The 12518-nt window shown below is 39.5% G+C and carries 16 protein-coding genes and 4 pseudogenes; 7 read left to right on the forward strand and 13 right to left on the reverse strand.

Translation table 11 applies throughout. From position 1 onward, the window contains the following. Positions 1–202, forward strand: a pseudogene (locus tag H6G76_RS34380) (CRISPR-associated endoribonuclease Cas6); the annotation flags it as partial. Between the two features lie 49 nt (positions 203–251). On the opposite strand, the gene H6G76_RS34385 reads toward H6G76_RS34380, so the two are convergent. Next, complete coding sequence (locus tag H6G76_RS34385; RefSeq protein WP_190710684.1) at positions 252–1172, reverse strand: cyclase family protein; 921 nt, start codon at positions 1170–1172, stop codon at positions 252–254. Positions 1173–1294: 122 nt separating this feature from the next. Between H6G76_RS34385 and H6G76_RS34390 the strand changes: the two genes are divergently transcribed. Then, the gene (locus H6G76_RS34390) at positions 1295–1690 is read left to right on the forward strand and encodes a GNAT family N-acetyltransferase (RefSeq protein ID WP_190710685.1); all 396 of its coding nucleotides are present in this window, start codon (positions 1295–1297) and stop codon (positions 1688–1690) included. 36 nt (positions 1691–1726) lie between these two features. Here H6G76_RS34390 and H6G76_RS34395 read toward each other — a convergent pair whose 3' ends face one another. From H6G76_RS34395 to H6G76_RS34425, 7 genes and pseudogenes are all read right to left on the reverse strand, one after another. Then, positions 1727–2236 carry a hypothetical protein gene (locus tag H6G76_RS34395; RefSeq protein ID WP_190710686.1) on the reverse strand — a complete coding sequence of 170 codons (510 nt, stop codon included), beginning with the start codon at positions 2234–2236 and terminating at the stop codon, positions 1727–1729. A gap of 173 nt (positions 2237–2409) precedes the next feature. Beyond that, entirely contained in the window at positions 2410–2607 is a 198-nt protein-coding gene (locus H6G76_RS34400) for a DUF2811 domain-containing protein (protein WP_190710687.1), read from the reverse strand. 483 nt (positions 2608–3090) lie between these two features. Then, a pseudogene (locus tag H6G76_RS34405) lies at positions 3091–3781 on the reverse strand (transposase). 149 nt (positions 3782–3930) lie between these two features. Further along, complete coding sequence (locus H6G76_RS37510) at positions 3931–4467, reverse strand: hypothetical protein (protein WP_242056652.1); 537 nt, start codon at positions 4465–4467, stop codon at positions 3931–3933. 313 nt (positions 4468–4780) lie between these two features. Beyond that, positions 4781–4975 carry a hypothetical protein gene (locus H6G76_RS34415; protein ID WP_190710688.1) on the reverse strand — a complete coding sequence of 65 codons (195 nt, stop codon included), beginning with the start codon at positions 4973–4975 and terminating at the stop codon, positions 4781–4783. 157 nt (positions 4976–5132) lie between these two features. Beyond that, positions 5133–5429, reverse strand: a complete 297-nt coding sequence (locus tag H6G76_RS34420) for a helix-turn-helix domain-containing protein (protein WP_190710689.1) — start codon at positions 5427–5429, stop codon at positions 5133–5135. Then, positions 5426–5983, reverse strand: a complete 558-nt coding sequence (locus tag H6G76_RS34425) for a hypothetical protein (RefSeq protein WP_190710690.1) — start codon at positions 5981–5983, stop codon at positions 5426–5428. Before H6G76_RS34425 ends, H6G76_RS34420 begins: the two co-directional genes overlap by 4 nt. Before the next feature lie 171 nt (positions 5984–6154). Here H6G76_RS34425 and H6G76_RS34430 point away from each other — a divergent pair, with 171 nt between their 5' ends. Further along, the gene (locus H6G76_RS34430; RefSeq protein WP_242056653.1) at positions 6155–6316 is read left to right on the forward strand and encodes a ribbon-helix-helix domain-containing protein; all 162 of its coding nucleotides are present in this window, start codon (positions 6155–6157) and stop codon (positions 6314–6316) included. An 83-nt stretch (positions 6317–6399) separates the two neighbouring features. On the opposite strand, the gene H6G76_RS34435 is transcribed toward H6G76_RS34430, so the two are convergent. The 3 genes from H6G76_RS34435 to H6G76_RS38180 form a co-directional block, all read right to left on the reverse strand. Beyond that, complete coding sequence (locus H6G76_RS34435; RefSeq protein WP_190710692.1) at positions 6400–6849, reverse strand: type II toxin-antitoxin system VapC family toxin; 450 nt, start codon at positions 6847–6849, stop codon at positions 6400–6402. Then, positions 6849–7118, reverse strand: coding sequence for a hypothetical protein (locus H6G76_RS34440; RefSeq protein ID WP_190710693.1), 270 nt, complete (start codon positions 7116–7118; stop codon positions 6849–6851). The genes H6G76_RS34435 and H6G76_RS34440 overlap by 1 nt, the downstream gene beginning before the upstream one ends. Positions 7119–7237: 119 nt before the next feature. Continuing rightward, positions 7238–8662: a restriction endonuclease subunit S gene (locus H6G76_RS38180; RefSeq protein WP_313934885.1), complete on the reverse strand. Its 1425-nt coding sequence runs from the start codon at positions 8660–8662 to the stop codon at positions 7238–7240. A gap of 75 nt (positions 8663–8737) precedes the next feature. Here H6G76_RS38180 and H6G76_RS34450 point away from each other — a divergent pair. From H6G76_RS34450 to H6G76_RS34460, 3 genes and pseudogenes are all read left to right on the forward strand, one after another. Further along, a pseudogene (locus H6G76_RS34450) lies at positions 8738–9428 on the forward strand (transposase). A 483-nt stretch (positions 9429–9911) separates the two neighbouring features. Further along, a complete protein-coding gene (locus H6G76_RS34455; RefSeq protein ID WP_190710687.1) occupies positions 9912–10109 on the forward strand; it encodes a DUF2811 domain-containing protein in 198 nt (65 codons plus the stop codon). A 173-nt stretch (positions 10110–10282) separates the two neighbouring features. Continuing rightward, the gene (locus H6G76_RS34460; RefSeq protein WP_190710686.1) at positions 10283–10792 is read left to right on the forward strand and encodes a hypothetical protein; all 510 of its coding nucleotides are present in this window, start codon (positions 10283–10285) and stop codon (positions 10790–10792) included. A 36-nt stretch (positions 10793–10828) separates the two neighbouring features. Here the strand turns inward: H6G76_RS34460 and H6G76_RS34465 are convergent, their stop codons facing one another. Continuing rightward, complete coding sequence (locus H6G76_RS34465; RefSeq protein ID WP_190710685.1) at positions 10829–11224, reverse strand: GNAT family N-acetyltransferase; 396 nt, start codon at positions 11222–11224, stop codon at positions 10829–10831. Positions 11225–11346: 122 nt separating this feature from the next. Between H6G76_RS34465 and H6G76_RS34470 the strand changes: the two genes are divergently transcribed. Beyond that, complete coding sequence (locus H6G76_RS34470) at positions 11347–12267, forward strand: cyclase family protein (protein ID WP_190710684.1); 921 nt, start codon at positions 11347–11349, stop codon at positions 12265–12267. Between the two features lie 49 nt (positions 12268–12316). Here the strand turns inward: H6G76_RS34470 and H6G76_RS34475 are convergent. Next, positions 12317–12518: pseudogene (locus H6G76_RS34475) on the reverse strand (CRISPR-associated endoribonuclease Cas6); the annotation flags it as partial.

Below are 12518 nucleotides of genomic sequence, written 5' to 3' on the forward strand. Positions count from 1 at the left end.
GCTAGTGGAGCAAAAGGCATCTGTAGCCGAGCATTTGTTGAACAATGTATTGGCAGAGCGTATTGAAGAATTGACCAACATATTTACTGCCCAACGCAAACTTAAGGGGGGCAATCGCACCGATAGAATTGCTGTGACTTGGGCGACTATACTGGCTCGGCGGGAGCATGGGGAAACTTTAGCGGCGAGCGCACTTGAATAACTAAGAATCAATGTATAGGCGGCGGTGGCTTTTATTTGGTGCAAGTGCCTCAACGTACCCGTACCCCTAGTTGTTGATCCCAATGAAGTGGTTTATCTGCTTTTTGCAGAGGTGATTCGGGGATTTTACCGACAGAAACACCGTATTTCCAATCAGGTGGACAGATAGCGATATAGCGTGCATAACCGCCTAAACCACCTTGAAATTTTGGATATCCAATAACCACTAATGCACCAGTCTCTGGAACTTGCTCTAAATTGGTAACACCTTCAGCTTGAGTATATCCATTCTTCAGTAGCCAAGCTTCTCCTTCTAAATTTGGTGTACTGTCAGTATCGAGTGGCTCATGTCCATGAAAGAGGATTTGACGCTGTAAATGCAAGAACTTGAGAGCTTCTAGCTTCACCCCAGGAAACTTAGTTCTGGAAGCTATATTCGGGTCTGACCATTGCTTAGACCAATCTGAGCGTACAAAAACAACAGAACCAGGAGGAATCTTGCCGTGCTTTTTCTCCCAATCCAAAATATCTTGAACAGCCAGGTGATAATTTGCATTTTTAGCAACCTGATCCTGAATAGGGATAACGACCAAAGGACGAATAGCATAAGTTGCAGGTAGTTCATCAATAGCTGGATAATCAGGATTCCAGTGAGCAGGTGGATCTAACTGCGTACCAAGCTGATCGGTAGATAAATCATAACGAGTTGCTTCAAAACCATCTTGTTTATATGTGTATGGTTTTCCGCTTTTAGGGTTGATAGTGGCTTGAAATTTTGACGGAGCAAATCCAGACCATACAGGCATTGAAGGCGTAATTGTATGAGTCAGGTCAACATATTTTGCGCTTTTAAGCGACTGTTGATAAACTTGCCACAGAGAAGGAATCTTGTGTGGTTGGGCTGCGTTTACAGAGATAAACATAACCACGTTAAATATTATTACTAAACATAAAATTGTGAATTTTTTCATTGTTTGAGTTGTTGTCAATAATTGGAAATAAGCTCGTTTAAAAAGCATATTATCGTTTTACACACAGATGTATATCTAATATTTAAAGTCAAATATTTACAGCGTATTACTTGGAAAAATCTTTGACTTTTTGTGTTATTTTGCTTCAAAGATTTCAGCTTGAAAAATTGCCCAGTATTGTTGCTCGCCATGATAATCAAGTTATCGGATTTTTACTTAGTTGGTCAAGGACATCAATACAGATACCGCTAATTACTACAATGTTGCAAGCTTATCCAGGCAAGGAAGATGCTTACTTATACGGCCCCATCTGTGTTGAGGAGACACTGCGTGGACAAGGTATTGCTGCGGCAATGTTTGCTAAGTTAAAAGATTTTTTGCCGCAAAAGCAAGGAATATTATTTATCAAAGCTAATAATGAACCATCTCTTCGCGCTCACCGAAAGATGGGTATGAAGCAGATGGCAGAGTTCACATTTGAAGGTATTAGATTTTTCGTGTTTGCCTATGATGGCTAAATGAGTAATGAAAGCTGACTGAAAAACTACTGGAGCTTATCTTTCTTTGAGTTGTGTATCTAATAAAGTTGATGCGACAGAAAGATGAAAGCTTTTACCCGCTTTTTTGAGGTTGAAATCTGCTATGAAACGTTTAATTTTAGGAAAATACTTCTGCTTTCTCTCAATCATTTCATAGACTAATTTTTTGATTTCCTGTTGCATCTCGATATCACCTCCAAATACTTCTGGTTTCAAAAGATTCTCAATGGTTTCTCGTTGCTGTAATTGAGGTAATAGAGAAGTATTCCAAGCAGTAACAGCTAATTCTAATAACCGCCTATGCGCTTCTAAGTTATTGGCCTCACCCATATAAGGTTCAATGAACTCTTCTAAAACCTCAGACATCTTTTCGGCTCCTTGAGGTTCGATAACTACCTGGGATATTGATTCCCCAAATTCTCCTTGTTTAACCTTCTGCGCCAACTGTTTTAAATTTGTCTGATTTTCTTTGTCAAGTTGCTTGTGTCTGAGCAATTGCTGAAATTCTTTAGATTGTCTAGGCATATCCGACAGTCTTTTTGAAAAAGTAATACCTTAATATTCAGATTACTAGATTGTTAGAAATTAGAACAATAGTAATCATAAAGTGGGTTACTGAAGCTATGAGTGTAAATTATAACTTGCTAGAAACAATATGGTTGCTGTGCGTATTTTGGTTGATTGTCAAGTATTTTGATTTAATCACGATGGAACAAAGTCTCTAGATAAACTTGTGCTACTTTGCGGTCGCCATCAGCATTCTGTAGCAGAAACAGTGAGACAGCAGCAGTCAATACCCGGTTCTCATCCCAACCAGGGTGTTGTTGTAAGTAGTCTTTGAGACACTCATGTAGGGTTTCGGGAATCTCTGTGAAGATGCTAACGGTTGCGTTCATAGGGTGAGAGGTTCTAGTAAATCAATCAGGGCAACTAGCTTTGAGTGGTGCAGCTAAAGGCTGTTGCCAAATAGCCTTCAACTACTGAACCAAGTTTATACAGTTGGTTTTTGCAGCTTACAGAACTATAGAAGCTAGTCGAATTATTGTGCTGCCAGAGGGGGTAGGTTTGTCAATACTACGAAATGTTAACTATCAGTACAGAAAGAATCAAGATTTACAACAGCATCAGAGTTGAAGATAGATTTTCGTTACTCTACTTAATTAAAACTCAGTGTCTAAGTTTTTCAGGAGCTATGAAATAAAATCCCCAGCCAAGAACAGGGTGCAGGGTGTAGGGTGTAGTGAAGACGGCACCTTTCGAGGCTTGTTACCCCCACCAATGCCATCGTCCTGTAAGAACGGGGCTTGTATCGATAGTGGTTGTTGGGACTATCCCTCTTCTGTCACTCTCCGGAATAAGCAAGTAGTTCAGGAGCTAAATCATCCAGGAGCATAATAGGGTTTAAATTGATTCATTGCTGCAATTAAATGATTGAATCCCCGCAATAAAGGTGAATTAGGGAAAATACTTAACCAGGGATAAATTAACCAAAACAGTAAAAGTGGTTGGATAATGAGACGCAGATTATTTAAAGTATTCTTCCAGCCGGATTCATGGTTCCATTGTGGATGATTGAAAAAATCAACATGACTATTTTCTTGTGCTTCAGTCTCAAGTTGACGAGATTGGTTTAAGCCTAAGAAGACTGGAGAATTTAAACTAATCATTGTATAAACACTAAAAATAATCTCCCACCATCTCTCAATATGTAGGAAATTAGTAAAACGATAATCTGTCCAGCCTAGTTCCTGTTTACACTGTCGAAATCCATATTCAACCCAGGTTCTTAATCCATATAAGTCACCTAAAGTCTTCTTCAAATTTCCTTGAAGATTCGTCATCACAATGGTGTAATGATTGCGCCGAATTTATACTCACTACTTTCGCTATTTCTGGTAACGATTTTCTTTTTATCGTTGATATTATCCCCATGTGTAAATATTTGAAGCACTCATAATTCCTGACTTCTTTAAATAGCTCTTTATACTCTGCACAATATTCATCTATGACCGCAACTGTTGGGTGAGCATCTCGACGTAAATGTTTGAGGATTTGTAATTCTACATCCATTGCCCTACTTCCCTTTCAGAGTTTTTTCTGTTCATCTTTTTATTTAGAATACCCGGAAAGTGACAGAAGAGGGGTAACTAAACTTCATATATAAAATCATTCTAACTTTAGGGATGTATCTCATCTGTTCAAAAAAAGAGCCAACCAACCTATTCCTTCCGCTGCCTTGCTAGATGATCATCTAGCTCATCTTTTGTTCTGAACCAAGGTATCCAACAACGTTGATCATCATCCCAAACTTTACCCGTCAATTCGCTCCAAGTCTTGTTGCCAAACAGACGAATTCTAGGCTTCTTGATATTTTTATTGACTGGACGCTGTATAGTCTCTTCGTGAATGACAGCACCATAATCAAAACGCCAATTTCTTCTTGGCCCGTCGCTATTACAGATATAAATCTGGTCGTCCATGACTTGCAGGGTACTGGCAATATCTGCCAGTAAGTTACCTTTACCCCGTTTCACGGTTTTACCCCCATACTTAATGCAGCCGAAAAAGTATGTTGGTAGCAAAAACAATTGGCGTTCTTCATCCATGAGAACTGTTTTTTTCCACTCATTAGGGCTATTACCTGCTACACCATCTTTTTCTTTAGCTTCTAATGGCAAAGCATCAACTCCAAAGTGGTGTATGGCAAGTGTTCTAGTTCCCTCAATTGAGACTTTTGCTTGCAGAATGTTGGCCATATTTTAGACATTGGGCGTAAATGCAGCAGAAATTACAGGCGTATGTTTCAGTTTTGAAACCTCCTTTGACTAAATGTTTTAGTTATTTGGGTTGATTGGCTAGTTGACTAAAATTAATCTTGAGTGGCGATCGCTGCTTTGATTCCACAGCAGCAAAGGAACACAGTGGCGATCGCCCAACCTTCCTAACATCGCCTTTTACTAGCGTTACCCCATATCGGCTAGATTTTTAATGCTGATGTTTGCGATCGGCGATCGCACCAATACCGTTTGTTTGGATCATTTAGATCGCTAGAAATCGATACTGTTAATTTCAAGTAGTTAAGTCTGGCTGTTCTAACCCCACATTGAAAATCAGTGTAAAACTGACACTAGGTATGAGTCGGTGCAGAACTTGTAGATGTGCTTCTGCATCGCTGCGGCGACGAAAACGAGCGACAATCTGGTTCTGCATATTAGGTAAAAGCCGGACTATACACCAAGGATTGAGCTTTTCAAGATAAGTCATAAAGTCCTCCTGGTAATATCTGCAATTTCCAAGACAAAAGCCAGCCTACTGTGACACAGGCTGGCAAGAAATATCATTTTGATATTGAAATTAAATGCAGTAGGGGCTGGTTGACAAATACCCTCATTTATCCTCAAACATATCTATAAACCCGCCCCTACTCTTCTGGAAAACACAGTTTCTGCAAAAGTTCTTCAGGAATCTCCTCAAAGTGTTCCAGCAGAAAGTTCATCAGTGCAAGGTGGCGTAAATCGGCTGGCATGGGACGGCGGTAGTTTTTACCTCTAGCAAACCAGCGTCGAACAGTGGACAGGGAACGAGAGCAAATCTGCGCCATTTCTTCGTGGTTCACTTGCCACTTGGTGTAAAACTGCTTGGGAGTCATGCCCAATTGGCAATAACTATAAAGTTGGATCAAATCTTGCTCTCGCTGTTGGAGTGGATGAGGATTCATAAGTGTGTCTCCTCGCTGATGGGTTCTAAATCTTCTTCCCAAGCAATATCGGCAGATGTCCAAGCAGCACTGGGGCTATCTTTGCTTAACCAAATCAGGTAGCACCAACTCCAGCAGCAGCGATCGCTTGCAAAGCTATAAAATCGACCAATGACAATACCCCAGTCAGTATCGCTTTCAGTGGAGAGCCAACGCAAGCGATCGCCATATAAAAATCTGGGTGTTTTGGCGACATCAGGAAAGTTAACGGGAAGCTCAATAGATGCGTCTGGGTACTTCAGGTTAATCAAACCTGGAACTATATCTTGGTGATTGTGGCGGATGAGATGGAGATAAGCCCCAAGCAATTTACCATTGATGCTCTGGGTTAACCCAGAAATCAGAATTGCAGCTAGAGTTTCTATTTCTGGCTGCTGGAGTTGCACCCAAGTACTATCAAAGTCTGCGTCAGAGTAGTTTTTGAGCTTGGCTAGTAATTCGGTGATGCCGAAATCATCTAAAGCTTGTTGATAAGCTCTGTGTTCATCTGTTTTATAGCGAACAGGGTTTAACATTGTATATGACTCCTGAATAGAGGGGCCAAAAGCCAGCGTCTGCCGTAGGAAAGTGGATCGCTGGCTTTTGACTTATCAGTAATTATACATAAATATAATGTATTTTTATGTTAATTTATGCGTCTTAGTGTGTTTAATATAAAAAGACACAAAATAGCTTATGATGTTGATATGGGAAAAGTAACAGTAACTATTTACATGGAAGAAAAAGACAAAGAAGCCCTGCAACAATTGGCTGATGCAGAGGAGCGTTCTTTGTCTCAAATGGCGGTGTTAATTTTGAAACGAGCGATTAGACAAGCTCAGAATGATGGGACGATTACACCCAAATAATTTGTAGTTGCTTGAAGAGGCGATCGCTTCTAAGTTGCGAGAGTGCTATTATCTAATACCAATTCGTACTTCTTCTTAGTAAATTAACTGGCAAGCCAAGATTCCAAAAGCAAAGTTTCTACTTGCTGAATCCGTCGAAAATCATTGTCTGTGGAAACTACAGTGAGATTATAGTGAATTGCCGTGGCTGCGATCCAAAGGTCATTATCTCCAAAACCAAGGGCTTGCAGGTTGAAGTTTCGTCGCTGGACTTTTTCTTTAGGCCCGAAAGCATTCACCAACTTGCCTTTGAGATTGCCATAAACCTCAGAAATTGAGAAATTGACGGGATAAATATCGATTGTGTCTAAAAATACTCTGACCTGCTGAAGATTGGCAACACTGCGATCGGATTTTGCTGCCATGTATAGGAGTTCTCCACATACTACAATGCTGGTAGCAATTCCTGCTTCGCTATGAAGCTGTAGTTGTTGGATCAGGTTAGAATCACCAAAGATGATGCGGCTACAATGATTGGTATCAAGCAAATACATTAAAACTCTGTTTGGGAACGGGTGTCATAAACAAGCTGAAGGCATTCCTCGAAGTCGTCTCCCTGCCATGTGTTTGCAAACTTGAGTAAATCTTTGGCTTTAGAACCACGCAAAATCGGCTCTCCCTCTTTTTGAGGAACTTGTTGAGATAAAGTCTGAGGTTTCTGTTCTCTGGTTTTGAGATATTCGAGATAATCAAGGGTTTGCTCTAAAATCGAATCTGGTACTGTTTCGATCGCTTCGATGAGTTTTGCTTTGATTGAGGTCATGGTTGGCTTGAGAGTTAAATGTCAGGGCTAATATCTTAATTTTGCCTTACCATCGGTCTACATATACTACTGTTGGCGATCGCCTGCAAGCTGATTGAATGCGAAACGCTAGGAAGTTATCAGGCTGTTAAAACTTGCTTTGCTGCGACTTCCATCAGTTTCTCGCTGCTATCCCGCCCTTGTTTCAATTTGGCTTCTAGGGTATCGCAGAGAGACATCAGGCGATCGCACTTCTCTACAATCCGTTTTTGTTCTGCAAGTGGTGGAAGAGGTATTAAAGTATTCTTGAGTTTAGTTCCATTAAAGTTAGCCTGTCCACACTGCTGTGTAATCTCTGGCTCAATCTGGGTCTGTCTAAAATAAGTTGAATTGAGCGCTAAATTAATAAAATCTGAAATTATATACTTCGGTAAAATTGAAATTCTTATGAGATAAGACGCGAAAGTATATTGATTAGTTTCCCCTTTAAATACTGCTGTCTTTCCTACTAATTCATAACTATTTGTTCGATTAAATAATAAATCACCTTCTTGTAAGAATAATCTTGGTAAATCTTTTATCTCGGATGACACATACTTTAAGTTATCAAATAAGAGTTTCCCATCGCGTATATTATTCATACGAAAAACAGGAATATCTCCACCTAACTCTGATGACTTTTCAGAAGTACCATATTCTATTAATTTTGATAATTCACCCAACCTTACCCAATTCCAATTTTCATTAACTTCATAAGGTAATTCAGAATCTTCAACTAGAGAAATCGGTTTATCTTTAGGGATTTTTTTATCTTTGATTAACTGTTCTTTCTGAGCCTTAATTTTTTTCAACAATATTGAAGCAGGCTCATCATTTGGATCTTGACGCACAAGTTTACCCTGAACTGCTAATTGCAAAATCGCCTGACGCAGTTTAGGAATTGTTTCAGGAACGCTGTAGAGTAGGTCAAAATTATTGCAAATGCGCTGCCAGTGTTGGCGGAACTCTTCGGGATTTTGGGAGGAGAGGAGTTGAGCGATCGCACTCTCATTCATCCTCACAATACTCTCTTGCCTTTGCTGCTGCCGTTTTTCGATTTCGTCGCAGATAGAAAGCAGGCGATCGCACTTCTCTACAATGCGTTTTTGCTCTGCAAGTGGTGGTAGAGGAACAAATAGAGATTTTAAAGAAGTAGCATTTACGTTTGGCTGTCCAGTACCCATTGATTTAGCATACAATTGCCTCCAATAAAGTGCTGAATCAAGAAATAGCTTTAAGTATTTGTTGGACAGCAATCTATTTGGAGTTACACGAATCAAGTATGATGCAAATACAGCTATTATCGGTAGAGATTCAACTAAATAAGATTTGCCTATAGTTCCGCCTGTACGAGCAATTAATAAATCTCCTTCTTGAAGTTTGAATTTACTTAAATTGCTTTCATCAATTTCACATCCCGGAACAGTTGTCCAGTTGACTTTATTGTTTTGAATGTCAGTTATTCGTAATAGGCGAACATCCTGTAATTCAGAACTTGCAGACGCAGTATATCCATAATGAATTATATCCCTCTTCTGTCACTTTCCGGGTATTCTAAATAAAAAGATGAACAGAAAAAACTCTGAAAGGGAAGTAGGGCAATGGATGTAGAATTACAAATCCTCAAACATTTACGTCGAGATGCTCACCCAACAGTTGCGGTCATAGATGAATATTGTGCAGAGTATAAAGAGCTATTTAAAGAAGTCAGGAATTATGAGTGCTTCAAATATTTACACATGGGGATAATATCAACGATAAAAAGAAAATCGTTACCAGAAATAGCGAAAGTAGTGAGTATAAATTCGGCGCAATCATTACACCATTGTGATGACGAATCTTCAAGGAAATTTGAAGAAGACTTTAGGTGACTTATATGGATTAAGAACCTGGGTTGAATATGGATTTCGACAGTGTAAACAGGAACTAGGCTGGACAGATTATCGTTTTACTAATTTCCTACATATTGAGAGATGGTGGGAGATTATTTTTAGTGTTTATACAATGATTAGTTTAAATTCTCCAGTCTTCTTAGGCTTAAACCAATCTCGTCAACTTGAGACTGAAGCACAAGAAAATAGTCATGTTGATTTTTTCAATCATCCACAATGGAACCATGAATCCGGCTGGAAGAATACTTTAAATAATCTGCGTCTCATTATCCAACCACTTTTACTGTTTTGGTTAATTTATCCCTGGTTAAGTATTTTCCCTAATTCACCTTTATTGCGGGGATTCAATCATTTAATTGCAGCAATGAATCAATTTAAACCCTATTATGCTCCTGGATGATTTAGCTCCTGAACTACTTGCTTATTCCGGAGAGTGACAGAAGAGGGATAGTCCCAACAACCACTATCGATACAAGCCCCGTTCTTACAGGACGATGGCATTGGTGGGGGTAACAAGCCTCGAAAGGTGCCGTCTTCACTACACCCTACACCCTGCACCCTGTTCTTGGCTGGGGATTTTATTTCATAGCTCCTGAAAAACTTAGACACTGAGTTTTAATTAAGTAGAGTAACGAAAATCTATCTTCAACTCTGATGCTGTTGTAAATCTTGATTCTTTCTGTACTGATAGTTAACATTTCGTAGTATTGACAAACCTACCCCCTCTGGCAGCACAATAATTCGACTAGCTTCTATAGTTCTGTAAGCTGCAAAAACCAACTGTATAAACTTGGTTCAGTAGTTGAAGGCTATTTGGCAACAGCCTTTAGCTGCACCACTCAAAGCTAGTTGCCCTGATTGATTTACTAGAACCTCTCACCCTATGAACGCAACCGTTAGCATCTTCACAGAGATTCCCGAAACCCTACATGAGTGTCTCAAAGACTACTTACAACAACACCCTGGTTGGGATGAGAACCGGGTATTGACTGCTGCTGTCTCACTGTTTCTGCTACAGAATGCTGATGGCGACCGCAAAGTAGCACAAGTTTATCTAGAGACTTTGTTCCATCGTGATTAAATCAAAATACTTGACAATCAACCAAAATACGCACAGCAACCATATTGTTTCTAGCAAGTTATAATTTACACTCATAGCTTCAGTAACCCACTTTATGATTACTATTGTTCTAATTTCTAACAATCTAGTAATCTGAATATTAAGGTATTACTTTTTCAAAAAGACTGTCGGATATGCCTAGACAATCTAAAGAATTTCAGCAATTGCTCAGACACAAGCAACTTGACAAAGAAAATCAGACAAATTTAAAACAGTTGGCGCAGAAGGTTAAACAAGGAGAATTTGGGGAATCAATATCCCAGGTAGTTATCGAACCTCAAGGAGCCGAAAAGATGTCTGAGGTTTTAGAAGAGTTCATTGAACCTTATATGGGTGAGGCCAATAACTTAGAAGCGCATAGGCGGTTATTAGAATTAGCTGTTACTGCTTGGAATACTTCTCTATTACCTCAATTACAGCAACGAGAAACCATTGAGAATCTTTTGAAACCAGAAGTATTTGGAGGTGATATCGAGATGCAACAGGAAATCAAAAAATTAGTCTATGAAATGATTGAGAGAAAGCAGAAGTATTTTCCTAAAATTAAACGTTTCATAGCAGATTTCAACCTCAAAAAAGCGGGTAAAAGCTTTCATCTTTCTGTCGCATCAACTTTATTAGATACACAACTCAAAGAAAGATAAGCTCCAGTAGTTTTTCAGTCAGCTTTCATTACTCATTTAGCCATCATAGGCAAACACGAAAAATCTAATACCTTCAAATGTGAACTCTGCCATCTGCTTCATACCCATCTTTCGGTGAGCGCGAAGAGATGGTTCATTATTAGCTTTGATAAATAATATTCCTTGCTTTTGCGGCAAAAAATCTTTTAACTTAGCAAACATTGCCGCAGCAATACCTTGTCCACGCAGTGTCTCCTCAACACAGATGGGGCCGTATAAGTAAGCATCTTCCTTGCCTGGATAAGCTTGCAACATTGTAGTAATTAGCGGTATCTGTATTGATGTCCTTGACCAACTAAGTAAAAATCCGATAACTTGATTATCATGGCGAGCAACAATACTGGGCAATTTTTCAAGCTGAAATCTTTGAAGCAAAATAACACAAAAAGTCAAAGATTTTTCCAAGTAATACGCTGTAAATATTTGACTTTAAATATTAGATATACATCTGTGTGTAAAACGATAATATGCTTTTTAAACGAGCTTATTTCCAATTATTGACAACAACTCAAACAATGAAAAAATTCACAATTTTATGTTTAGTAATAATATTTAACGTGGTTATGTTTATCTCTGTAAACGCAGCCCAACCACACAAGATTCCTTCTCTGTGGCAAGTTTATCAACAGTCGCTTAAAAGCGCAAAATATGTTGACCTGACTCATACAATTACGCCTTCAATGCCTGTATGGTCTGGATTTGCTCCGTCAAAATTTCAAGCCACTATCAACCCTAAAAGCGGAAAACCATACACATATAAACAAGATGGTTTTGAAGCAACTCGTTATGATTTATCTACCGATCAGCTTGGTACGCAGTTAGATCCACCTGCTCACTGGAATCCTGATTATCCAGCTATTGATGAACTACCTGCAACTTATGCTATTCGTCCTTTGGTCGTTATCCCTATTCAGGATCAGGTTGCTAAAAATGCAAATTATCACCTGGCTGTTCAAGATATTTTGGATTGGGAGAAAAAGCACGGCAAGATTCCTCCTGGTTCTGTTGTTTTTGTACGCTCAGATTGGTCTAAGCAATGGTCAGACCCGAATATAGCTTCCAGAACTAAGTTTCCTGGGGTGAAGCTAGAAGCTCTCAAGTTCTTGCATTTACAGCGTCAAATCCTCTTTCATGGACATGAGCCACTCGATACTGACAGTACACCAAATTTAGAAGGAGAAGCTTGGCTACTGAAGAATGGATATACTCAAGCTGAAGGTGTTACCAATTTAGAGCAAGTTCCAGAGACTGGTGCATTAGTGGTTATTGGATATCCAAAATTTCAAGGTGGTTTAGGCGGTTATGCACGCTATATCGCTATCTGTCCACCTGATTGGAAATACGGTGTTTCTGTCGGTAAAATCCCCGAATCACCTCTGCAAAAAGCAGATAAACCACTTCATTGGGATCAACAACTAGGGGTACGGGTACGTTGAGGCACTTGCACCAAATAAAAGCCACCGCCGCCTATACATTGATTCTTAGTTATTCAAGTGCGCTCGCCGCTAAAGTTTCCCCATGCTCCCGCCGAGCCAGTATAGTCGCCCAAGTCACAGCAATTCTATCGGTGCGATTGCCCCCCTTAAGTTTGCGTTGGGCAGTAAATATGTTGGTCAATTCTTCAATACGCTCTGCCAATACATTGTTCAACAAATGCTCGGCTACAGATGCCTTTTGCTCCACTAGC

The organism is Nostoc sp. FACHB-152, assembly GCF_014697475.1.
Lineage (GTDB): Bacteria > Cyanobacteriota > Cyanobacteriia > Cyanobacteriales > Nostocaceae > Nostoc_B.